The following is a 23,162-nucleotide window of genomic DNA, read 5'->3' as shown; positions in this document are numbered from 1 at the left end:
GTTTTAGCAATTTCTTCAGGTGTTTTAAGTAGGGAGGCACAATTATTTGTAGGATGGGTTAGCGGTAGCGTAACATAATCGGGCGTTGGGTTTCATGCTTCAACCCAACCTACGTTCTGAATTTAAAAAATAAGCTTGCCTACATATCTAAGTTATTCCCCGTTTCCTATTCCCTGTATTTAGAGTAAAATTTCCCTGTGTTGAATTGCTAATTTATGGGCGGGAAAACCTTCGTACTCGGCTAAAGTTTTCGTGGTTTCTTTTAACTTTTCAAAGCCTTCAGGGGTGACATAAGCCAAAGTGGAGCGCTTGAGAAAATCATAAACCGAAACCGCCGAATAGGAACGGGCAAAACTTCCCGTCGGCAGCACAGCATTGACTCCGATGGCGTAGGTAGCCATAGAGGAAGGAGTATGATTTCCCAGGAGAATTTCGCCAGCATTTTTAATCTTGCCCAGAATGGCAAAAGGATTACTAACTAAAACCTCTAGATGTTCCGGGGCGTACTCATTGACAAAATCGAGGGATTGCTGCAAACTATCGGTTAAAATTATGCCCCCATAGGCGGCTAAACCCGCCTCACAGAATTCCCGTCGCCAATCCGGGAGTTTTTGCAGGTATTCCTGTGCATATTCACTAGCAGCGATCGCTAAATCTTCACAGTGGGTGACTAATAAAGCCGCCGAATCCGCCCCGTGTTCCGCTTCAATTAATAAATCCAAGGCCGCTAAACGGGCATCGGTGGACTCATCGGCCAAAACTATCGACTCACTTGGACCGGCCGGCAAACCCACATCCACAGTACCGAACAGTAACCGTTTGGCCGCCGCCCCATAGACGCTACACGGACCGGTAATTTTGTCAACCCTTTTGATATTTTTTGTTCCCAAAGCCAAAGCGGCGATCGCTTGTACGCCCCCTAATTTATAAATTTCTCTGACTCCAGCCATCTGCGCCGCCACCAGAGAAACGGGTTCGACGTTGCCCTGTTTATCGGGGGGAGTGCAAACGACAACTCTTTCCACTCCTGCCACCATTGCCGGGATGGCTAACATTAACATCATCGAGGGAAAAGCACCGCGGCCCCGGGGAACGTATAAACCCACATTGGGGATAGGAGAGATTTTTTCGCCGGCAAAGACACCGGTTTCAATTTCTGCCAGTAGTGTTTCTTCCGGCATTTGGCGACGATGTACCTCTTGAATATTCCGGAAAGCCTGTTCAATGGCAGTTTTTACTTCCGGTTCAATTAACTGAAAAGCCCGCTCAAATTCTGCCTCGCTGACTTTGATATTTTCTACCGTCGCACCTTCGTAGTCAAAACGCCGCACATAGTCCACAACGCCGGCATCCCCCCGTTCGCGGATGGTTTCTATGACCGTTTGAGCGACTTTGAGGGCGTTATCAATATCTAACTCGGCTCTTTTCTGAAGTTTTGCCCGTTCTGCGCTACTTAATTGCGAAAGTTTTAATATTCTAACCACTATTGCTGCTCCTACTGCCCCCCGTCCTCTCAAGAATAACGGGGAATCTGAATCTTTATTTTTATTGTAACCTTTGGGGGAGTGCCGGCTTTTCAGTGATCAGTAAACAGTAACCAGTAATTTGTTAAGCTAAAAGCTTTATTGCCAGATTCTTTCTCTTGCCTCTTGCCTCTTGCCTCTTGCCCCCTGCCTCCTTGGGTATAATGCAGATCATGTTTAAGCTCTCTTGCTGTTCTATAAATGCGATCGCTCTTGGTTTATTATGGGGGGCGATTGGTCCGGTGTGGGCAGAAACGGAGTTAGACCTAGACCCGAAAATTCGGCAAGAAAGCCCGGTTTTAGAGCGTTGGTTAGAAAAAATACCCGATATCGCCGAAGATATTCGCCGCGATCCTAGTTTTCGCACTCGTATCCGTTTAGGATATGCAGAGTTTCCTTCTAGCGATAATTCCAGTGGCGTGATTTTGGGGGTAGAAGATGTGTTTTTCGGTCAAACCAGTTTAACCCTAAGCGGCGATTATCAGACGGCTTTTAACGGCAAAAGGACGGCAATAGGAGCCAATTTACAATACTATCTCCTCCCTTTGGGTGATTATGTCAATCTGGCTCCCATGGTGGGCTATCGTTACATTCAGACAGAAAATTACAGCACCGATGGGCTTAACTTAGGATTAAAGCTCAAATTAGCCCTTTCTCGCACGGGGGCAGCAGATATCACCGTCAGTCAGAGTTTTATCTCACCGGGGGGTGCTAACGAGGTGGGATTGACTACTCTTTCGGTTGGTTATGCGATTACCTCTAATTTACGTTTAGCCGCCGATATTCAAGCCCAAAATTCCCGCGCCCGTAAAGATAGCTCCCTAGGAATTTTACTGGAATGGCTGCCCTAATTAGGGTTTGCGGCAAAAAGCTTTTCCTGGGGGTAGGGTGTGGGGTGCGGGGTGTGGGGTGTGGGGTTTTACCGATAAAAACTCACACCTGATAACTGATAACTGATCATTGATAACTGATTAGGTACTAAAGTATTTAGCGGTGGGGTGATAGGTGATAATGGCGGTGGTGGATTGTTCTGGGTACAATTGTTCGCTTTCGTCCATAGACATCCCAATGCGATCGCATCCTAACAGAGCTAGTTGCTTGTATTGATCCTGAATATTGGGACAAGCGGGATAGCCGAAACTATAGCGAGAACCCTGGTAACGCTGTTGCAGTATATCGCGGATATTATCGGGATCGAACTCTGCGAAACCTAACTCGCGACGGATGCGGGTGTGGGTCCATTCGGCCATGGCTTCGGCGGTTTGGACAGCCATGCCGTGATAATAGAGGTATTCGGTGTATTGGTTGGCATCAAAGAGAGATTTAGCGTATTCCGTGGCGATTTCCCCCACTGTCACCGCTTGCATCGGGAAAACGTCGATCATACCGGATTCCTGCGGGGCGAAAAAGTCAGCAATACAGAGACGACGAGCGGATTTCTGGCGAGGAAACTCAAAAATGGCGATCGGTTGCAGATTTTCGGGTTTTTCGCCCGCTTCTATCGATTCGGGATCGTAAATTAAGAGGGAATTACCGGACGACTGACAGGGAAAATAACCATAAATTAATGTGGGGTTTAGTAAATTTTCCTTGACAATTTTCTCTTTCCATGCTGCTAGAATTGGATGAACTTTTTCCTGTAAAAACTGGTCGTATTCTTGCTTCGATTGGCTTTTTGGTTTGCGGAATTGCCATTGACCGACAAATAAAGCTTGTAGATCTAAATACCAGAAAACCTCCTCGATGGGAATTTCTGCTGCTGTTAATATTTTAGTACCCCAGAAGGGCGGTGTTGGTCGGGGAATATCAACTGCCACCGCTTCGGACCGACGGGTATCAATAACTAATTCTTGGTTGACGCTGCCATCGGTAAAAATAGTATCGGGATTAACCTTTAATTCTTCGGCAACAACCGGGCTTTTTTCTGCCTCGGCAAACTCCGCTAAAAAGCCTTTACTATCATCCCATTGACCCCCAGCTTTAGCGGGCATTAATTTATCCATAAAATGCAGGTCAGAGAAGGCATCTTTACCATAGATAACCTGTCCCTTATAGGTTTTTTGACAGTCATCATGGACAAATTTGGGAGTTAAAGCTGCCCCGCCAAGGATAACAGGAACGGTGATTCCTTTTTCGTTAAAAACCTCTAGATTTTCCTTCATAAAAGCCGTTGATTTCACCAATAAACCGCTCATAGCGATACAATCGGCTTTATGTTCTTGGTAGGCTTCGATGATATTTTCTACGGGTTGTTTAATGCCCAAATTAATCACCTTATAGCCGTTATTTGTCAAGATAATATCAACTAAATTTTTACCAATATCGTGAACATCCCCTTTAACTGTTGCGATAATAAAAGTCCCTTTGGCATTATTATCCCCCTCTTTTTTCTCCATAAAGGGTTCTAAAAAAGCAACAGCTGCTTTCATAGTTTGGGCAGATTGGAGAACAAAAGGTAACTGCATTTGTCCTGAACCAAATAACTCACCCACTACCTTCATCCCATCCAAGAGGAAAATATTAATAATATCTAGGGGTGGATAGTCCTGTAAAGCTTGCTTTAAAGCGTCTTCCAGTCCCAATCTTTCCCCATCAATAATATGCTGTTTTAATCGTTCCTCCACGGGTAAATTAGCATTACTAGAGGGGTCTTTTTTAGTGGTTTTACCCGCAAATAATTCGGTTAATTTGGTCAGGGGATCATAAACACATATATCGCCATCAAAACGACGATTATCATAGATTAAATCTCGACAAATTTGCTGATATTCTGGTTCAATTTTTGCCAAAGGAAGAATCTTATTAGCGCTGACGATTGCCCCATCCATACCCACCTGCATCGCTTCGTGAAGGAAGACGGAATTTAATACCTGACGCGCTGCCGGATTCAAGCCAAAGGAGATATTAGACACACCTAAAAGAATGTGACATTCTGGCAATTCTTGGCGAATTCGGCCCATTGCTTCGATGGTAGCCTTGCCATTTTCTCGGTCTTCTTCGATACCGGTAGAAATCGGTAAAGCTAGAGGATCAAAAAAGATTTCGTAGGGAGGAATTCCGTATTCTATCGCCGCATAATAGGCCCGTTTAGCTATCTGGAATTTTTTCTCGGCAGTGCGTCCCATTCCTTCTTCATCAATGGTTCCAATTACTACCCCCGCGCCGTATTTTTTCGCTAAATCCAAGACTTGATAAAAACGCGGTTCCCCGTCTTCGTAGTTAGTAGAGTTGAGGATACATTTACCCCCCGCTACTTTTAACCCCGCTTCCATTTTTTCCCATTCGGTGGAATCTAACATTAAAGGTAGGGTGACATTATTAACTAAACGAGAGGCTAATTGGTGCATATCGCGCACCCCATCCCGGCCCACATAATCGACGTTGACATCGAGAATATGCGCCCCTTCTTTTACCTGCGCTTTCGCCATCGATACTAAACTATCCCAGTCTTCAACATTGAGCAGTTCCCGACATTTTTTAGAACCACTGGCGTTTAATTTTTCCCCGACAATCAGGAAAGAATTATCTTGAATATAGGGTTGGGTACTATAAATAGAAGCGGCGGATGGTTCATAATGATAATGACGAGATTTCGGAGTTAAACCCTGACTTAGTTCCGCTAAAGCTTGAATATGGTCGGGACGAGTACCACAACAACCGCCGATAATTTGTACTCCCAAATCTTCGATAAAGTGCATTAAAGCCATTTTTAATTCTACGGGAGTGAGGCGATAGTGCGCTTGACCGCCGACATTTTCCGGTAAACCAGCATTAGGAATACAAGAAACAATAAAAGGGGAATTTTCCGAGAGATATTTAATATGGGGTTTCATCAAATCGGGACCGGTGGCGCAGTTAAGTCCCAAAATATCGATTTTATAGGGTTGTAAAATAGAGACAACGGCGTTAATTTCCGTTCCTACTAACATCGTTCCCATGGTTTCCATCGTCACTGAAACCATGAGGGGCAATCGTTGACCTTTTTGCTGAAATACTTCTTCAATAGCATTTAAAGCCGCTTTAATTTGCAGGACATCCTGACAGGTTTCTACTAATAATAAATCTGCCCCGCCATCGTACAGACCCTCTACCTGTTCCACATAGGCATTTTTGAGCGTATCAAAGTCAATATGACCCAAAGTGGGCAGTTTTGTCCCCGGCCCCATGGAACCCGCCACAAAACGGGGTTTTTCGGGGGTAGAGTATTTATTAGCGCAAGCCTTGGCCAGTTCGGCGGCGGTTTTGTTGAGATAATAGGCTTGATCGGCTAAATCGTACTCGGCTAAAACTATCGAGGTTCCCCCAAAGGTGTCGGTTTCAATCACATCCGCACCCACGGCTAAAAAGGCTTCGTGGACTTTGGCTACGGCGCTAGGTTTAGTATGGACAAGATACTCGTTACAACCTTCGTATTCTGCCCCACCAAAGTCCTCGGCCGTCAGATTTTGGCTTTGTAGGGAAGTTCCCATCGCCCCATCAAAGACGAGGACGGGATGCTTGGGGCCGTTGAGGTAGTCGAGAAAGGGGCTATTCATAGAGAGATTTACTGCTATAGCATTTTGAAAGTTTATTGTAATACGGTTACTAGAAATCTGCTATGGTCGGCATTTCAGTGATCAGTTATCAGTGATCAGTTATCAACTAGAAGAAACAGGTCGGCAAGCTGTTGGGAATTTTAGTACAAATGCTCAACTATTTCTCCCTGCTATAGTCAACAGCCTAGCACCAGCGATCGAGAAAGCCTATCAATCTAATTTTGTAGAACTAGACGGGCTAAACCAACTCCGGGATAATAATTACCGAGAATTTGTTGATAATCTAGGCCTTTTTCCGCTAATTTATAAGCCCCAGTTTGACTCATGCCGCGACCACCGTGGGCCCAAGCGACAATTTCATCGGTGGCGGCATAAAGAGACTCGACTACACCCCCTTTATAGCTGAGAATCTGCCCAGCAGTGGCATTAACCGCTTGGTGAGTCGATTGATACTCCGAGCGAATGCCTTTATATACCTGCCAGCGTTGGCTATTGCCCAGATGAAACCAAGCATTAGCGGGGCGGATTATATGTACTAGGGCGTAGGAACGAGCGGCGATCGCCTGTGCCTTTAAAGCGTGCATTGGCGCGGTGGAGTGCATTTCACTACCCACCACACTATAGAGATAGGCCTCTAAATTAACATGATTGACCACTAACAAGCGATCGCCTTGGGCGACAAGGAGGATTTTGCCCCGATACCAACTATCATCCACATAAACTAAACCATCGGCACTGGTGGGCTGCACAAAAATCACCTCTGGCAGCGATAAATCGCCCATTTTTAAGCCCTTGGCATCTGGAATGACCGGTAAACCCTCGTTAGTGGCAATCGTTTTTAAACCGCGACCTTGGCGATCTGTGATCACCGCAGGTCCGTTAACTCCAATCAAAACACTGGCCACATCCCTTTTGATCGCCACGCGAATTTCTATGGCCGGCGGCGTATAATTAGCGGGAACCACTAAGGGTTGTCTAGTTACCGGTTTGGCTGCGGCAGCGGGGGAAGTATTAGGGGAAGTATTAGGGGAATGAACCGATGCTGCTAATTTTTTCGGTGCGGAGAGGGAAGATTGGGGAGAGGGTGCTGATTTTGGAGTCGCAGAAGATTGGGGAGAGGGGGATAGTTTCGGCGATGGTGCGGTTAAGGGTGCGATCGGAGATGGGATAATAGGAGCAGGGGAGGCAGCAGTTTCTAGATTTGCCTGCGCTTGCGGGGTTTCTGGTTTTTCCTTGGCTAAATAAGTTAAGAGAATTGGCGTAAAAGTGGCGATCGACAGCAAAGGAACGGCACAATGGCGCAGCAGGGAAAAATAGGTACTAGCAGCAAATTTCACTTTAATCACACCATCTTTAATTTTCTTATCTAACTTTATCATTCCCCTCTCAGGCCGGGCAATTCTAGAGAAAAAATCTCGTATTCTTGAGCTTGTTAGGACAAATAAGGCTGAAATAGTCAAGAAAAGCCGAAAAAATCCTGATAATTTTTATTTATGCCTCTGATTTGTTCCTTTCAGAGCAAATTATACAACAGAGGGAAATAGGAGAGTAATGATTTTGTAGGTACTGATTATCTTGATACTCAAATTAGTTGACAGAGATGTTTAAGGATTTTGAGAACCTCGTATAAATCCCCCGGATTTCTCATGGCAAATAAACGAGAGGTTCCGTATAAAGGTTTACCGTCCCATAATAATTTAACAAATAAAAACTCGGAACCATTGGTCAACATTCCATAATTAGGACGGTTGGGATGAGGATTGACCATTAAATAAGCTAATAATTGCGGTAAACCTACTTCAACGGAATAAATAACCCGTTTTGATTCAATAATCATTACCCATAATTGCTCTTTTAGAATTAAAGTATCTAACCTTCCTTTAATTATTAAATCTTGCTCTTTTGTAATAATTTCAACAGACTCTTCTGCTTTAATGTGAAAGGGAAATAGATAAAAGTTACCAATAAATAATAATGGGTCTAAAACCGTCATCCTCACCGAAGTTTCCAAAAAGGGAGGATAATTCAATAAGTTAAAATAACCTGTTTTGATTTTATCTAACAATTCTTTTTCTTGTTCAGAGATTGCTTCTAGGTCTTGCTGCCATTCCCCAAAAAAATGCTCATCTTCTATAAACTGTAGTTGAAAATGATTAATGAAATCTCTGAAAGTGACTTCTTTTGCTTGTAAAAATTGAACCATATTTACCTCCTTAATTAAGATTTACGTTAATGGTAATTTGCTATTTTTAATTTAACCAAGCAAAATATCCGTTACTGACAGGGTTAACTGCTCTAAATCAGAGAGAACAGTTAAGGATATGGTCTTGTTTTGTTTACCTGCACATCGCTTCGGTTAGCATCGTTCAGGTTTTTATCAGCTGCTTTCGCTCTTCCTACATCATCCAGATTAGCCATCGTCTTCTCCTTAATTTAGAGTACATGAAAGGTTCACTTTGCTATGATTTATCCAAGAGATTTATTGAGATATAAGTAGTTAGGTGTTAAAAACTTTATTCCCCCCTTATTTCCCAGGGAAGGGGGATTAGGTCATTCGGGCGATTTTTCATGTTGGCAAGGTCATATTCTGGTTTCATGGTTTTATTATTGATAATGTTTACTTTCGTTTTTACCCGTAAAAGTCCTCATTTAGAATCTGTTCAGGTGTGAAAGGACAAGCGAGGGGATACTCACTTTCTTGGGGAATACGAATACCAAATTGAGCGCGTTTACCCTGTTTGATGGCGACTTTACGAGCGCTGGAATAGGCTTGTGTGATGGAGATTAAGAGATAAGATTTAAGAGAGGGAGTCTTAAGTAAATCATCTTGAACGCGCTGGCGATGCTCATCTACTGAATTATACCAACTTGCTTTCATTGTCTCAGGAGCATCATGCTGTATCTTTAATTTGAGTAAGTGAATCAACAAGACCATTAAGTTGCTCTCTAAGGCGCGTTTCTCTGACTTACCCAAATCTTTTAACTCCTCAATTAAGTTTTCTATATCCAGTTGTTCAAACTGTCGATTCTGTAATTGATGAATAGTTTGCTCAATCCACAACTGAAGATCTTGTTCGTAAAGTGTTGTGGGATTTTCTTGAATGTCCGATTGTTTTGATAAGTTCATTTGGCTTTCATTAAGTTAACGGTAGATGAATAATTTGGTCTTCATATTTATTATTATACTTGATCTTTACCAGATAGTGTGATCGCATTGGGTTCTTAATTATTGACCTCTCCCCTGGCCTTTCTCCTACAAGGAAAGGGGAGAGAATTTAGCGAAGAGAGCTTCGACTACAAACTAGGTTTGTTGTCAAGGCTCTAGCCCGAACAAGTTTAACCTGTTTTCTTTAGGTAGTGAGAAGCTAAATGGACATAACCCTATTGCCCAAATTGGGTAACTTATCTAGAATAAGTATATGAAGAGAGGAGGAGACGTGATGGAGTATCAGAATTTTTCGCTCATTAAAGAAGATATTCAGGCTGATGCTTGCGGACGGATTAGCCTTGGGACTCAATGTAGCAACCGTCACTATCGGATACTGATGAATACAAGCGGGGAACTTCTTTTGGTTCCCATGGTGGCGATTCCAGAGGGAGAACTATGGGCTTTTCAGAATCCTAGTGTCCGCGAGTCGCTCAAACGGGGACTCGCAGAAGCCCGCACGGGAGATTTCGCTGAAGAAACAGTCGATTTAGACGCTATGCTTGAGTTTGCTGAATCTATTCCTGAAGAAGTCGAGGAGTAATTGAATTTCTCTTTACGACAGACACAGGAAGCTCGAAATACTCTATCTGAATTGCGAGCAGAAGCGGAACAGGCTCAAAAGACTCGCCTGGCTCAAGGTAGGACAAAAGCATCGAAACAAGAGGGTCTCTACAAACAGGTAACAAAAGCCCTCAAGCTCCTCAGTACAAACCCAAGACATCCAGGACTAAAAACCCACGAATTTAATTCCCTCGACAACCCTTATGATTCAACACAGAAGGTTTTTGAAGCCTACGCCCAACAGAATACACCGGGAGCCTATCGAATTTTCTGGTGCTATGGACCTCATTCGGGGGAAATCACCATTCTCGCTATTACACCTCATCCGTAGATCACAACATTGTAGGGGCGAAGCATTCGGGCAATAACCTATCGCTGAAACCGTAGATTTCCTATCCGAATGCTTCGCCCTTACTTTTTCAGCAAGCCCGAAATAGTTAGCGCTGAAGCGCAACAACAAGCCAGGTTCGTGAGGGAGTGAGGGAGGATCATCACCCCATCACCTCCTCAACCCCAACCCCGAAAACAGAAGCAATACCGACAAGAATCTCCTCATCTTGCGTTTGCTGATAAAGAGCAACAAGACGAGGCAAAGAATAGGTTTGTATGGTGTAATTATCGTTAAATTCTGCCCAAATTTGTAAGGCTTGCAGGTAATAACTTTTGGCTTGGCTCAATTCCCCAACTTCTTCCGCTAACCTTCCCAAACAGTGCAGGGTGCTGGCTTGGGAGAAGCGATCCCCATATTCAATGAGGATCTCAATAGCTTGCTGGTAGTAGCTTCGGGCTTGCTCCCATTCCCTCAATTCTTGCGCTACGATTCCCAACTGGTGCAGGGTTCCGGCTTGCTCATAGCGATCCCCATATTCAATAAAGATCTCAATAGCTTGCAGGTAGTAGCTTCGGGCTTGCTCCCATTCCCTCAATGCTTGCGCTACGACTCCCAAATGGTGCAGGGTGCTGGCTTGGGAGAAGCGATCCCCATATTCAATGTAGATCTCAATAGCTTGCTGGTAGTAGCTTCGGGCTTGCTCCCATTCCCTCAATTCTTGCGCTACGATTCCCAAACAGTGCAGGGTGCTGGCTTGCTCATAGCGGGCGCTTTGCGTGCCTCCGGCAGCGCCATATTCAATCTTGATCTCAATAGCTTGCTGGTAGTAGCTTCGGGCTTGCTCCCATTCCCTCAATTTTTGCGCTAAATATCCCAACTGGTGCAGGGTTGTAGATATGTAAGATTGTTTTGTCCTTTCTTCTATTTGACTTAGTGATTGATATGCTTGCAAAGCTTTTTCATAGTAATTCTTGGCTAAGTTATATTGTTTTATGTCTAGCAGTCCACTTCCATACCTATGAAATGCAAATCCCATTTCATAACCAAACTCAGTTTGCAAAAATTCAGGAGGATATTTTTCTATCGATTGGCACAAACTCTCCATGAATTTTGCTCTAGTTACTGAATCAGAAGTGACTTTATAGTAATTATCTAAGCAAGTAAAAAATCCAAAACTTTCCTGCTTCTCCAAACAAATCTGCAACGCATTAAACAGATTTTCATACTCCCAGCGACAGAACAATATCCCCCACTGCTTCTCTTGCGGATTTTTGGAATTTAGTAAGTTACTATAATTACCTGCCAAGTCTCGGTAATGATTCTTAAAACCCTCCCAAATTGCTGCTTGTGTCTCTGGTGCTAATTCCTTTAACTTCGTCTTCAGGAAGTAGGGAAAAATGGGTTGGATAGTCAAAAAACTCGGCATTTCTTCACTCATCGGCGAAAGCAAACCCCAATGAATCGCTTCTTCAATCGCTGCATCAAATTGGTCAAATTGATAACCTTGTAAAGGTTCTAATTGCTGTAGTTTTTGGCTATACATAGGAATAACACCCCTGAAAATAAACCCACTAAAAGGCGCTAAACAGAGTAACAACTTCTGCGCCTCCTCCGACAAATTACTGTGGGAATATTCCACACATTTGATGATATTATTAGTCTTATCCTCATCCCCCACATCAGCTAATTCCGCCAACTGTAACCCTTGCCAAATCTCCTCCGGTGACTGTCGCTTCAGATTCGCTAATACCACTTCCATCGCCAACGGATATCCCGCCAACAACTTCATCAAGCGCTTAAAATAATTATCCTTTTTAATCGCATTTTTCCGACTCTTCGCCTGACGTTCTAAGATTCTCTCCGCTAATTCAGTTCTCGACTCTTGGTCTAATCCTTGTAAGTGATAGATATTCTCCTTAAAAGTCCTGCGTTGCAGCCAAGTTTCCTCACTGCGAGAACCCAAAATCACCTTCGTCTTTCCCCCGACCAAATTCTTGAGAAATTCGGCGATTTCTTCCCTTTCATTCTCCGGTAAAGTATTCTGAATTGCTAACGGTTGTCCCGTCACCGACTCCAGATTATCTAAAATGAGAATATACGCCTCACTGCGGAGTTTTTGCTCTAGTTTCCTTACTCGCGCTTTCAGGTTCATCGCTTGGAAACTCGCCTGTTCAAAACGATTATAAATTCCCTGACCGATTTCATGGACAATCTGTTCTAAAGTCCAAGCTTTTCTATCATAACCAAAATAGAAAATATGGGTCGCCCAGTTGGTTTTTTGCCACCATTCTCGTAGATAATTGAGTAAAGTAGTTTTTCCTGTCCCTCCCATTCCTTTGAGTAAAAGGATATTATGTTTCAGCAGCGCCTTTTCCATCTTGAGAATTTCTAAATCCCTTCCCACAAAGCCGTATTCTGGTAAAGGAAAGACATATTGATTGCCGATATGTTCCCAGTATTTTTCCTCCTCTTCTGGAGTAAATGGACGCAAATTGAGATTAATTTTACCGCGACAATAAATCACCGGTAATAACCAATCTTCTAAATCTATTATCGTATTATAATAGGCGCGGCGTTGCTTATTATTGAATAACTCTAACCGTCCCTTTCGCATCGCTTCCGTTAGGTCTTTTCCGTTCAATAATTGCTGATAAATTGGTTTCATCATCAACTTAGCTGCAGAAACCGTCACCGAATATCCCATCGCCACCACTGCTTGCATTCCCGCAGTCATCAAACGACTTCCTAAACTGGTTTCCCGATAGTCTTCTGATTCCTGGGAAATTTGCTTTGCTGACTGACAAGCATTGAGAATACAAATAGGGATATTTTTCCCAGTGAGTAAATTCGCTAATTCCGTCGCTTCTACCGGAGTCGCTTGACCTTTTTCTTCTCCTTCCAGAAACAGAAAAGCTTTTACTCCCTCATATTCTGCTAAATCCTCCAGTCCCCATCCCCTTTGATAGCGCCAAGAATCCCCGTGAACCTGTCTTTGGTACTGTTCATATTCCATTAATCCGCCATGAACATCGAAATGAATAACATGATAGTATCCTTCTCCCTTCTCATCCAGATGTCTGGTTAGTGATTCATAAGTTCCGGGACGCAATATATCAATTTTTACCGGTATTTCACTACTATTTACCAGTTCTACCAAAGGACGGGAAATCGTGCGATAGTTAATATCAGATTCCTCATTAGGACGCGCAATCACCACCAGAAGATTGATAGTAGGATAAGTGGCCATTTGCACCGGGACAACTGTAGCCCCTCGACGCTGGCGGGAGATGATACAATCTATAGAAAAAGGACGCGGTAAATCAGGATCTTTCAGCGCTTCCCAATGTAAAGCTTGAAATTCTGGCGACTGACTTTCGATGATAATTTGCAGTTGACTTAACTGCTTTCGCAAGTCTCGATATTCCCCATAAGCATTTAAATTACTCTGGAAAACCTGTTTAAATAGGTTTTCGCCATAGTTTTGGACACTGTTGGCGGCTTTTTGCGCTTTATCCGTCTCTAGCGTCGGAAATACTAACCATTCCTCAAAGTACCATTCTAGGTCTTTTTCTTCTTGGTTAGTAAAGGGGTCAGTAACCGTAATTGGGTAGCTGTTACCGCTATCAAAATTGAGACTAGCAGTAAAGCCACCATCGTTAATTCCTTCTTCGCGGATGGTGAGGACTAACATAGAGATAAGTTTAGAATTGTTCTATTACAACTCTTCAGCAGTTTAACGCTATTATACTGGAAAAAACCTATTGCTTTGAGCCTATGGATGTTCGAGCGGCAGTTGCCCTAGAAGCGGGAAAACCCCTAACTATTGAAACGGTAAAATTAGCAGCACCGCAAGCGGGGGAAGTGTTAGTAGAAATCAAAGCCACGGGAGTTTGTCACACCGATGCCTATACTCTCTCTGGGGCCGATCCTGAAGGCTTATTTCCCTCAATTTTAGGCCATGAAGGGGCCGGAATCGTGGTAGAAGTGGGAGAAGGTGTCACTAGCCTGAAAGTGGGGGATCATGTTATTCCCCTATACATTCCCGAATGTCGTCAGTGCGAATACTGTCTCAGCTTTAAAACCAATCTCTGTCAAGCGATTCGTCTTACCCAAGGTCGGGGAGTAATGCCGGATGGAACCAGTCGTTTTTCCCTCGATGGTCAGCCTCTTTATCACTACATGGGAACCTCGACTTTTGCTAACTATACCGTACTGCCGGAGATTTCTCTAGCTAAGATTCGCCCGGATGCTCCCTTTGAAAAAGTCTGTTATATCGGCTGCGGAGTCACTACAGGTATCGGTGCGGTGATTAATACCGCTAAAGTGGAACCGGGGGCAAAAGTGGTGGTTTTTGGTCTGGGAGGTATCGGTTTAAACGTTATTCAAGGGGCCCGTTTAGTGGGGGCCGATATGATTGTCGGGGTCGATATCAATCCCCAGAAACAAGCTTTAGCGACCAAATTCGGGATGACTCATTTTGTTAATCCCCAAGAAATCGAGGGGGATTTAGTGGCCTATCTGGTGGATTTAACTAAGGGTGGGGCCGATTATAGTTTTGAGTGTATCGGCAATGTCCAGATTATGCGTCAAGCTTTGGAATGTTGCCATAAGGGTTGGGGTGTTGCCACTATTATCGGTGTAGCCGGGGCCGGCCAAGAAATTAGTACCCGTCCTTTTCAATTAGTCACCGGACGGGTCTGGAAAGGTACGGCTTTTGGTGGAGCGAGAGGTCGTACAGATGTACCAAAAATAGTCGATTGGTACATGGACGGCAAGATTAACATCGATGATTTAATCACCCATGTTCTACCCCTGGCAAGAATTAACGAGGCCTTTGACCTGATGCGCCAAGGGGATTCTATCCGCAGTGTGATTACATTTTGAACAGGGATAATGTTAGATATAGTTAAGAAACACTTGACAAACTCTTAACTATATGTCTGCGCCAGTTTCCAGGCTCTCTTTAACTTACTATAGAAGCGATCAATCTTTGTGTCCTCTGTGTCTGGAGTGGTTCCTTCCACTCCCAGTATTTACACTTATTTTGTTAAGATATATTGCAGATACCCTGAACTTTAGTCAAGAGAGGAGCTAAATCACCTAGTATTGCGTCTTTTTCAGTGAACAGTAAACAGTGAAAAGACATCAGGAAAGTGCTATTTAAAACTACTCACTTAGAACTCAAATCTGATAAGGGACTTGCGCTTTGATAATGTACCTTTTGGGCGAACGCAGTTCGCCCCTACATTGTGGACAAAATCCGTTACTGTAGGGGCGCAAAGCTTGCGCCCTCCGATCGATCAGGTTTGCTGATCACCCTAAGTAGGGCGAGAGCCTTCGAGATGTTAGGGACTTGCGCTTTGATAATGTGCCATCTGGCCGGTCTAATTCTTCTACAGAGCGATTTTCTGGCTGGGATATTATTCCCACGCAAGTCCCTAACTGATGACTAATAACTTTTAAATTTTTAACTTTAAGCAAATGCGTAATAGCGGACTCCTATCAAAAACCAAAGTCAAACTGAAACCGAAAAAACCGCTCACCTCGCCGACGCGGCCAGCGCCGAATAAATTACAGAATAAAATCAAAGATAAAGAGCGTCTAGTCGGTCGTCAGCGTCAGTCATGGCTAATTATGGGCTTAATTAGCATTGTCCTGCTAGGAGGAGTCGGCTCACGCTTAGCCTATTTACAACTGCAGCAAGGACAAATTAACCGAGAAAGGGCAGAAAATAACCGGATTCGCATTCTTCCCAAACCCCCAGTCCGGGGCAACTTATTCGATCGCAATGGCAAAGTTTTGGCGACAGCCCGCTTAACCCATGCGGCCTATATTTGGCCCAAATCCCAGCGTAATCCCGCCCAAAAACTCAATCTTGACCGTTTAGCCAGTATTTTAGGCATTCCCAGAAGCGACCTAGAAAAACGCATTAACGAAGCGGACGAAAACCCCTCCACCCTGATCCGCATCGCTAGGGGTTTAACTCCGGCCCAAATTATCGCCCTAGAGGAATACAAGGACGAATTAACCGGCATTGAAGTGGACGTGGAATCAGTGCGCTACTATCCCAATGGTAAAATCGGGGCGCATATTCTCGGTTATACCGGGGAACTAACCCCGGAGGAATATCAAGCCAAAAGACCCCAGGGCTACCGATTGGGAGATGTCGTCGGTAAAATGGGTGTAGAAGCCGCCTACGAGTCAAAATTGCGGGGAGAATGGGGAGGAATGCAGTTAGAGGTCAACGGATCGGGACAAGTAATCCAAATTCTCGGCCAAAAAATTGCTAAACCGGGCCAAGATGTCACCCTGACACTAGATTTAAAACTCCAAAAAGCCGCCGAGGCCGCTTTAGGAAAACGCAAAGGTGCAATCGTGGCGATCGATCCCCGGGATGGTTCCGTGCGGGCCATGGTCAGTTATCCTAGTTTTGATCCTAATGTTTTCTCGGCCCCAATTACTACCGCCACTTGGAAAAAACTACAAGCGGAGGGCAACCCGTTTGTTAACCGCGCTCTGCAAGGATTCCCCCCCGCTTCCACCTTTAAAGTCGTCACTGCCACTGCTGGCATGGAATCGGGGAAATTTCCCCCCAATACGGTCTTAAATACCTTTGCCGCCCTTTATGTGGGGGGGACAGCTTTTGGAGAATGGAATCACGCCGGTTTTGGTCCGATCGGTTTTGTCCGGGCCATGGCCATGAGTAGTAACACTTTTCATGGTCAAATAGGTCGCGGGGTGGGGGGACCGGCTTTAATTGCCATGGCTCGGCGCTACGGTTTCGGTCAGAAAACCGGGATAGAATTAGCGGAAGAAACTCCGGGGTTAATTGCCGATCGCGATTGGAAACTGCGTAATTTTAAAAACTGGGATTGGTCCGTAGGGGATACGATTAATATGTCGATCGGTCAAGGATTTACCCTCGCAACTCCCCTACAGGTAGCTGTGATGTTTGCTGTCCCCGCTAACGGTGGTTTTTTGGTGAAACCGCACCTTTTACAGGATGCCCGCGATGTTAAGGAATGGCGAAAATCTTTGAACATGAAACCTAGCACCCTAGACACCCTGAGAAAGTCCCTGAGAGCCGTGGTAGCGGAAGGAACGGGTCGGGCCCTATCGGACCCCGCTTTACCGCCTGTAGCGGGCAAAAGCGGCACGGCAGAAGCACCTCCCGGGAAGTCCCACGCTTGGTTTGGAGCTTTCGCACCCTTCGACAAGCCCGAAATTGTCGTGGTCGCCTTTGCGGAACATTCCGGCGGTGGTGGTGGTAAAGTGGCCGCACCTATGGTACGTCAGGTAATGGAGGCTTATTTTAATGTGAAGCCGAAAGAAGAAAAACCCCGGCCGAAGCCTTAGAGACTTGTGGCGGTAAGTGGCACACAGCGCACGGTAATTCCCGTGGCCGTGGCGATTTTTTCCGCCCAAATCGCCAATATTTCAGCGTTTACGGGTTTGAGAATTTGCATTCCGTCGCCCGCGCTGAGGGGATTATTACCACGGGTTTCTAATTGTCTTTGTCTTGCCCGGGGACGGGTCGGGGTGTTAAGTTGAATTTCATCCGGTTGTAGCTGTTGCATCAAATCGATGTATCGGTCTTGATCTTGGGGCGACCAAGAGGCCAGTAGCATGGTTTGAATTGCTAGTTTTCCCGACCATTCTTGGCGAAATTGTCTTAATCCCCACCAAAGCTCCTGCCAATCCAGACCGGAGACCGGACGGTTAACCCGTCGCCATTGGGCCTCGGAAACAGCATCGATTTTAGCGGCGACGATATCAGCTTTGCTCAAGTCTTGACGCACTTGGGCATCTCCCAAGAGGGTACTATTGGTTAAGACCGCCACCGGCCGCTCGGTTATTTCCTTGACGGTGGCCAGTATTTCCCCTAAATTGAGGGCGAGGGTGGGTTCCCCGCTACCACTGAGAGTGACTATATCCACGTCCCAGGGGGCAAAGGCACTTAAATCCCTGCTAATTTGTTCGCTGGTGATAAAAATTCTTCGTTGCTCGGTTTTTTGCTCAATTTCTCCTAACTGACAGTAGGCACAGTTAAAGGAACAGGTGGAAACTAAACCAATCGGATCAATGCCCAGAGAGCTGCCGAAACGCCAAGAGGCAACCGGACCATATACGGAGCAGAAATAATCCTGGCGAGCAGTCATCGAACCTACCCAAAAAATACGGAGAGGGAGGGATTCGAACCCTCGGTACGGTCTTACGATTCGTACAACAGATTAGCAATCTGCCGCATTCGACCACTCTGCCACCTCTCCAAGATGACATTATTTTAGTCTAACATGAAAGGCCGATTTTTGGCAAGTAATTTTTGGGCAGTTAATCCCCTAAACGACCATCCTCCATATTGACAATGCGATCGGCGATGTCGAAAATCCGGTTATCGTGGGTGACAAGTAAAATCGTGCAACCTTGTTCTTTTGCCAATTTCTGCATGATTTCCACCACATCGCGCCCGGATTGTTTATCTAAGGCTGCGGTCGGTTCATCAGCGAGGACTAATTTGGGATGACTGACGAGGGCGCGAGCGATCGCAACCCGTTGTTTTTGTCCCCCTGATAGATCATGGGGATAATAATCAACGCGGTTGCCTAAACCCACTGACTCCAGAATTGCCGCCGCTTTTTGATCGAGATCTTGTTCTAAAAACTCCTCGTGCAGTTCCAAAGACATCCTAACGTTTTGTTTCGCTGTGAGGAATTTTAGTAAATTATGTGCTTGAAAAATATAGCCAATTTGTCGGCGAATTTTCAGCATTTTGCCCTTACCAATTCCTAACATTTCTTGGCCGAGAATTTTTAAACTGCCCGCTTGTGCCGATCGCAAACCTCCCATTAAACTCAATAAAGTAGTTTTCCCCGATCCCGAAGGACCAGTCATAATCACTACTTCCCCCGCTTTAATTTCCAGATCGATATCGTATAAAACCTGTTTTCTTAATTCCCCCGTGCCAAAATAGTGATTTAAGCCTTTAATGGCAATTACGGGTTCATTAGGGCTAAAATCCCCTAATTCTCGCTCTTTTTGAAAAATCAGCATTATTTCACCCTTGATAGCTTAGAAAATATCGGCTGGATCTGCTGTCCTTAATTTGCCCATAGCGACAATTCCAGAGGCAATACACATAATAATTGTCAGGATTAAAACTTCGATCGCCCTAGCGGTAGTCATCACTATGGGTAAAAGTGTAGCGGAGGAAGCGAGATGATAAACACCGAGAGAGACGATAAACCCGGGTATATACCCCAAAACCGCTAGTAATAAAGCCTCTTGCATCAAAACCCCGACTAAATACCAATCACCGTAACCCATAGCTTTTAGGGTAGCGTATTCGGGTAAGTGATCGGTGACATCGGAATAGAGAATTTGATAGACAATGACGATACCGACGATAAAACCGACTACTGTACCTAAACCAAAGATAAAACCAATGGCTGTACCATTTGCCCAATAGGTTTTTTCCCTTTCAGCAAATTCTTTTAAAGTAAGGACAATTACTTCATTTTTAGGGAAAAGTGCCTGTAAATTGGCCTTAACTGCTTCGATATTTGCCCCCGGTTGCAGTTTCACCAGTCCTATATCGATTTCGTGGGGTTGACGTTCGGGAAAGAGCCTTAAAAAGGTAGAATCACTGCTAATGACGTTACCATCGGCAGCAAAGGAGGCACCAAGGGTAAAAATTCCCGCTACCTGTACCTCTTTTTTATTTAACTGAACTCTCAAATCGGGGTTTTTCTGGAGTAAATCGGCAATTGGACCGAATTCTGGCCTACCAGCTTGATCGTACAAGACGCGATTTAACATCTTCAGATCACTGGATTTTTGATTAACTTCCGGGAGAGTAAAAACCCGTTGACTGGGATCAAAACCAAAGACTAAAGTAGTTCTTTCTAGGGCAGTTTCGGGATTGCGCCACTGGGCCGAAGCAATATAAACTGGGGCTATAGATTGAATGCCCTCGACTCTTTTAGCTTGGTACAAGCGATCGCGCGAGAAACTTTTCACCGCAAAGAGGGTATCGAATTGGGGATTAATCAGGACTAAATCCGCATCGAGGACATAATGGGGTTTAACGGAAGCATCAAATAAGGCATCCCGAAACCCCAACTGTGTGAAGATTAGGAAGTCAGCAAAGGCAATCCCGGCAATAGCTACGATCAAACGGGTTTTCTCTCGCGTCACCTGTAACCAAGATAGGGGCGTTTTTTTGAATAGATGGGTTAGTTTCATTGGGGGTTGGGGTGTTGGGTGTTGGGTGTTGGGGTGGTCACTGCGTGCGCGTTGCGGGGGGTGTTGGGGTTTTGGGGTTTTGGGGTTTTGGGGTTTTGGGGTTTTAGTTGAAATTCCCCACTTCCCCACTTCCCCACTTCCCCACTTCCCCACTTCCCCACTTCCCCTAAAACCTACTCATTGATAGTTACAGTTACTTGGGAATTGGTTAAACCTGCCACTTTTTGACTGTTTTTGCGATCTAAGGCAATATGGACAGAGATCACTTTGCGATCGAAGTTTTCTCCCGGTTGATTGCTGAAGATATTTTGTTGGTCAACTTTTAAAGCAATTAAGCGCACTTTTCCCCTAACTTCGCCCTTAAACGCCGATCCGGTAATCGTGGCAGTTTGTCCCTTGCGAATTTTCCCGATATCGCTTTGATAGATTTCGGCAATTACTTCCATGCGATCGGTTTCAGCGAGGTCAACAATTCCTTGATCGCTAATTTGTTCCCCGATACGGGTATTGACTTTAATCACTTTGCCGGTAATTGGCGATCGAATATAAGCCTGATTTAACTCGGTTTGGGCTTTTTTAACGGCAACTAGGGCAGCATTTACCTCCGCTTGGGCTGCCTGCACATCGACTCCCCGCACTTCCGAGACTTGATTTAAAGTGGCTCTGGCCTCTTTGATCTGCTGTTGACCGGTGGATTCAATCCGGGCTAGGGTAGTCTTGGCTTCTTGTATCTGTTGTTTACCGGTGCTTTCAATCCTCTCTAGGGTAACTTTTGCTTCTGTTAGTTGTTGATTACTGGTTTCTAAATTCAGTCTTTTAGTATCAAAACTAGAGGCGGAAATTGCCCCTTCTTGATAGAGTTTTTCGTAGCGATCAAATTCAGCTTTGGCATTGCGATATTCTGCTTCTAATTTGCCAATTGTCGCTTTTTGGGCAGCCCTATCCCCTTCTAATTGCGCTGTTAATCTTTGGATAGTTGTCCGTTGGGTTGCTTGATCCCCTAACCATTGTGCCTGGATTTTCCGCACGTTAGCGGCATTAGCATCGATTTCGCCGACTTTTGCCCCAGCTTTCACCTGTTCTAGCTTGGATGCGGCTACTTTCACCTGTTCTTGTGCCTGTCGCAGGTTATCCTCTAATCTTTCCTGACTTTCGAGAATGGCGATTATTTGTCCTGTTTTGACGCTATCTCCTTCATCGACTAATAATTGCTTGACTCGATCGGAATCAAGCAACATCGGGGCAGATATGCTGATAATTTCTGTCCTTGGTTCAATTCTGCCTAAAGCGGTGATTTTTTGCGGTGCGGGCGGCGCAACTACAGGGGTTTTGGTTTCGGGTTTGGGGGCGAATTGGGAAAAACTATAAAAGGTGGTTATTCCTAATAATCCTGTGCCTAATAATATTAACCCGATCATTAACTTTTGATTTGGTTTCACAAAAGTTTTACCTTTCATATTTTTTTAGTTAATAAGTGATTGTTGGGGGTTAACAGTTTTTCTGCAAATAAGTAGTCAGAATTTTACCTAATAATTCCATTTGTTCATCGATCACAATCTGTTCATTGCACCACAGGCGCTCTAATATCAGTCCATTAATAACGCTGACAACTAACCAAGCTACACTCGGATCGCTAATACCTAAAATCTCGATTACTGCCTGATGATAGCGGCGATCAACGCGCTCAAAAAATTGACTACGACGCAGTTCTTCTCGTCCTTGGTATTGAGAATAATCAATCCATAAGAATAATTGTTTGATGCAGGAATCCTCGCGATTAGTCATAAATTTTCCGAGAATTTTTAGCTTTTCTGTCAGGGTTTTTCCTCGATCGATCTCGGCTTTAGCTAATAAAACATCCTGCCGGCACATCTCCTCGACTAATTGCTCGAAAAGTGCCGCTTTACTGGGAAAGTAGTGGTATAGCGTTCCCGTGGACACTCCCAATCCTTGCGCTAATTCTCTCGTCGTCATGTTAGCATAGCCTTTCTCGGCAAAGAGTTCGGCACTTTTTAAGAGGAGTTCTTTTCGGTATTGTTCTACATCTACTATCTTAGGCATAAGTTTAATATCGAACGTTCGTTATATTTTAGCTTAACATTACTATAAATGGGGAAATCGGTCGTCCCTTTGCCTGTATGCTAGAAGAAGGGGATAATTCGTTATTGAGCGAGCTTTTTCGCAAGGATTGACAGTATGGGTAATATTCACGAGCAGTTATTAGAGGAATTAGCCGAAGTGGAGTGGAGTGACTTAATCCCCCATGCTCAAAGGGATGCGCTGATCGTGGTTTCGGATTCCCTCAATTTAATCGAAGTGGCAGAAGCGATCGCCAGTGATCAGGTTGCTCAAGTGCAGAATTGGATCGGGGAAAAACTACTAGAAAAACCGACACAGGAGCAATTAAGCGATTGGAATTCCCATCCCGATAACCTTTTTAATACACTAATCGTGCAACCTTTTGTGTTAATTCAGGCGGTAGTTTAGATGAAAAAATAGGAATTGTTGAAAAACTTGGCTCTTCTAGAGTAGTTATGATATATAGCAATTCAATTTGAGATTATGACTAATTTCTCCAATCAAAGTCTAAGCAACCGCTCGTTTGCAGGAGAAAACCTTGCAGGATCAAACTTTCGCAATGCCGATATTCGCGGTTGTGATTTCACCAATGCCAACCTTGAAGGAGCCAATTTTTCAGGTGTAAAGGCGGGACGAAGCCGCACTCAAGAAATTATTTTAATGGCAGTTGTCTTTGGGATTCT

The 23,162-nt window shown here is 44.6% G+C and carries 18 protein-coding genes and 1 tRNA gene; 7 read left to right on the top strand and 12 right to left on the bottom strand.

Annotation, left to right across the window (positions count from 1 at the left end; genetic code table 11):
* Positions 1–179: 179 nt before the first annotated feature.
* Positions 180–1,484, bottom strand: coding sequence for a histidinol dehydrogenase (hisD, locus tag IM477_RS20835; protein WP_079207808.1), 1,305 nt, complete (start codon positions 1,482–1,484; stop codon positions 180–182).
* Positions 1,485–1,687: 203 nt separating this feature from the next.
* On the opposite strand from hisD, the gene IM477_RS20830 reads away from it, so the two are divergent.
* A complete protein-coding gene (locus tag IM477_RS20830; RefSeq protein WP_287733315.1) occupies positions 1,688–2,374 on the top strand; it encodes a hypothetical protein in 687 nt (228 codons plus the stop codon).
* 120 nt (positions 2,375–2,494) lie between these two features.
* Here IM477_RS20830 and metH read toward each other — a convergent pair whose 3' ends face one another.
* The 4 genes from metH to IM477_RS20810 all read right to left on the bottom strand — a co-directional run bounded on the left by metH (position 2,495) and on the right by IM477_RS20810 (position 9,185).
* Positions 2,495–6,058 (bottom strand): methionine synthase, encoded by a 3,564-nt coding sequence (gene metH, locus IM477_RS20825; RefSeq protein ID WP_287733314.1) that lies wholly within the window; start codon positions 6,056–6,058, stop codon positions 2,495–2,497.
* A gap of 215 nt (positions 6,059–6,273) precedes the next feature.
* The gene (locus IM477_RS20820) at positions 6,274–7,437 is read right to left on the bottom strand and encodes a SpoIID/LytB domain-containing protein (RefSeq protein ID WP_287733313.1); all 1,164 of its coding nucleotides are present in this window, start codon (positions 7,435–7,437) and stop codon (positions 6,274–6,276) included.
* A 203-nt stretch (positions 7,438–7,640) separates the two neighbouring features.
* Complete coding sequence (locus IM477_RS20815; protein ID WP_287733312.1) at positions 7,641–8,261, bottom strand: type I restriction endonuclease; 621 nt, start codon at positions 8,259–8,261, stop codon at positions 7,641–7,643.
* A gap of 426 nt (positions 8,262–8,687) precedes the next feature.
* Positions 8,688–9,185, bottom strand: a complete 498-nt coding sequence (locus tag IM477_RS20810) for a DUF29 domain-containing protein (protein WP_287733311.1) — start codon at positions 9,183–9,185, stop codon at positions 8,688–8,690.
* 313 nt (positions 9,186–9,498) lie between these two features.
* Here IM477_RS20810 and IM477_RS20805 point away from each other — a divergent pair, with 313 nt between their 5' ends.
* Both IM477_RS20805 and IM477_RS20800 read left to right on the top strand, forming a co-directional pair.
* The gene (locus IM477_RS20805) at positions 9,499–9,807 is read left to right on the top strand and encodes a hypothetical protein (protein ID WP_353845567.1); all 309 of its coding nucleotides are present in this window, start codon (positions 9,499–9,501) and stop codon (positions 9,805–9,807) included.
* The gene (locus IM477_RS20800) at positions 9,808–10,158 is read left to right on the top strand and encodes a hypothetical protein (protein ID WP_002775598.1); all 351 of its coding nucleotides are present in this window, start codon (positions 9,808–9,810) and stop codon (positions 10,156–10,158) included.
* Between the two features lie 160 nt (positions 10,159–10,318).
* Here the strand turns inward: IM477_RS20800 and IM477_RS20795 are convergent, their stop codons facing one another.
* Positions 10,319–13,849, bottom strand: a complete 3,531-nt coding sequence (locus tag IM477_RS20795) for a CHAT domain-containing tetratricopeptide repeat protein (RefSeq protein WP_287733309.1) — start codon at positions 13,847–13,849, stop codon at positions 10,319–10,321.
* Positions 13,850–13,932: 83 nt separating this feature from the next.
* Here IM477_RS20795 and IM477_RS20790 point away from each other — a divergent pair, with 83 nt between their 5' ends.
* Positions 13,933–15,042, top strand: a complete 1,110-nt coding sequence (locus tag IM477_RS20790) for an S-(hydroxymethyl)glutathione dehydrogenase/class III alcohol dehydrogenase (protein ID WP_002735864.1) — start codon at positions 13,933–13,935, stop codon at positions 15,040–15,042.
* 597 nt (positions 15,043–15,639) lie between these two features.
* Positions 15,640–17,514, top strand: coding sequence for a penicillin-binding protein 2 (mrdA, locus tag IM477_RS20785; protein WP_287733308.1), 1,875 nt, complete (start codon positions 15,640–15,642; stop codon positions 17,512–17,514).
* Here mrdA and IM477_RS20780 read toward each other — a convergent pair.
* The 6 genes from IM477_RS20780 to IM477_RS20755 all read right to left on the bottom strand — a co-directional run bounded on the left by IM477_RS20780 (position 17,511) and on the right by IM477_RS20755 (position 22,461).
* Entirely contained in the window at positions 17,511–18,317 is an 807-nt protein-coding gene (locus IM477_RS20780) for a radical SAM protein (protein ID WP_287733307.1), read from the bottom strand. The genes mrdA and IM477_RS20780 overlap by 4 nt on opposite strands.
* 19 nt (positions 18,318–18,336) lie before the next feature.
* Positions 18,337–18,428 (bottom strand) — tRNA-Ser (locus IM477_RS20775).
* Positions 18,429–18,489: 61 nt separating this feature from the next.
* Positions 18,490–19,209, bottom strand: a complete 720-nt coding sequence (locus IM477_RS20770; RefSeq protein WP_287733306.1) for a DevA family ABC transporter ATP-binding protein — start codon at positions 19,207–19,209, stop codon at positions 18,490–18,492.
* Positions 19,210–19,227: 18 nt separating this feature from the next.
* A complete protein-coding gene (gene devC / locus IM477_RS20765; RefSeq protein ID WP_287733305.1) occupies positions 19,228–20,400 on the bottom strand; it encodes an ABC transporter permease DevC in 1,173 nt (390 codons plus the stop codon).
* Positions 20,401–20,573: 173 nt separating this feature from the next.
* Positions 20,574–21,857: an ABC exporter membrane fusion protein gene (locus IM477_RS20760; RefSeq protein WP_353845566.1), complete on the bottom strand. Its 1,284-nt coding sequence runs from the start codon at positions 21,855–21,857 to the stop codon at positions 20,574–20,576.
* A gap of 31 nt (positions 21,858–21,888) precedes the next feature.
* Complete coding sequence (locus IM477_RS20755) at positions 21,889–22,461, bottom strand: TetR/AcrR family transcriptional regulator (protein WP_287733303.1); 573 nt, start codon at positions 22,459–22,461, stop codon at positions 21,889–21,891.
* A gap of 135 nt (positions 22,462–22,596) precedes the next feature.
* Between IM477_RS20755 and IM477_RS20750 the strand changes: the two genes are divergently transcribed.
* Positions 22,597–22,887, top strand: a complete 291-nt coding sequence (locus tag IM477_RS20750; protein WP_190358974.1) for a DUF2288 domain-containing protein — start codon at positions 22,597–22,599, stop codon at positions 22,885–22,887.
* Positions 22,888–22,962: 75 nt separating this feature from the next.
* Positions 22,963–23,162: pentapeptide repeat-containing protein (locus IM477_RS20745; protein WP_287733302.1), on the top strand; the 200-nt coding region annotated here is incomplete at its 3' end.

The sequence above is a fragment of the Microcystis sp. M090S1 genome (assembly GCF_020246295.1).
GTDB lineage: Bacteria > Cyanobacteriota > Cyanobacteriia > Cyanobacteriales > Microcystaceae > Microcystis > Microcystis aeruginosa.
This window is presented reverse-complemented; position numbering and strand designations above follow the sequence as displayed.

What these genes read in the sequence shown, in the direction of transcription:
- IM477_RS20830 (WP_287733315.1), top strand. Translation starts at nt 1,688, where the DNA reads ATGCAGATCATGTTTAAGCTCTCTTGCTGTTCTATAAATGCGATCGCT.
- metH (WP_287733314.1), bottom strand. Translation starts at nt 6,058, where the DNA reads ATGAATAGCCCCTTTCTCGACTACCTCAACGGCCCCAAGCATCCCGTC.
- IM477_RS20820 (WP_287733313.1), bottom strand. Translation starts at nt 7,437, where the DNA reads ATGATAAAGTTAGATAAGAAAATTAAAGATGGTGTGATTAAAGTGAAA.
- IM477_RS20815 (WP_287733312.1), bottom strand. Translation starts at nt 8,261, where the DNA reads ATGGTTCAATTTTTACAAGCAAAAGAAGTCACTTTCAGAGATTTCATT.
- IM477_RS20810 (WP_287733311.1), bottom strand. Translation starts at nt 9,185, where the DNA reads ATGAACTTATCAAAACAATCGGACATTCAAGAAAATCCCACAACACTT.
- IM477_RS20805 (WP_353845567.1), top strand. Translation starts at nt 9,499, where the DNA reads ATGGAGTATCAGAATTTTTCGCTCATTAAAGAAGATATTCAGGCTGAT.
- IM477_RS20795 (WP_287733309.1), bottom strand. Translation starts at nt 13,849, where the DNA reads ATGTTAGTCCTCACCATCCGCGAAGAAGGAATTAACGATGGTGGCTTT.
- IM477_RS20790 (WP_002735864.1), top strand. Translation starts at nt 13,933, where the DNA reads ATGGATGTTCGAGCGGCAGTTGCCCTAGAAGCGGGAAAACCCCTAACT.
- mrdA (WP_287733308.1), top strand. Translation starts at nt 15,640, where the DNA reads ATGCGTAATAGCGGACTCCTATCAAAAACCAAAGTCAAACTGAAACCG.
- IM477_RS20780 (WP_287733307.1), bottom strand. Translation starts at nt 18,317, where the DNA reads ATGACTGCTCGCCAGGATTATTTCTGCTCCGTATATGGTCCGGTTGCC.
- IM477_RS20770 (WP_287733306.1), bottom strand. Translation starts at nt 19,209, where the DNA reads ATGCTGATTTTTCAAAAAGAGCGAGAATTAGGGGATTTTAGCCCTAAT.
- devC (WP_287733305.1), bottom strand. Translation starts at nt 20,400, where the DNA reads ATGAAACTAACCCATCTATTCAAAAAAACGCCCCTATCTTGGTTACAG.
- IM477_RS20760 (WP_353845566.1), bottom strand. Translation starts at nt 21,857, where the DNA reads ATGAAAGGTAAAACTTTTGTGAAACCAAATCAAAAGTTAATGATCGGG.
- IM477_RS20755 (WP_287733303.1), bottom strand. Translation starts at nt 22,461, where the DNA reads ATGCCTAAGATAGTAGATGTAGAACAATACCGAAAAGAACTCCTCTTA.
- IM477_RS20750 (WP_190358974.1), top strand. Translation starts at nt 22,597, where the DNA reads ATGGGTAATATTCACGAGCAGTTATTAGAGGAATTAGCCGAAGTGGAG.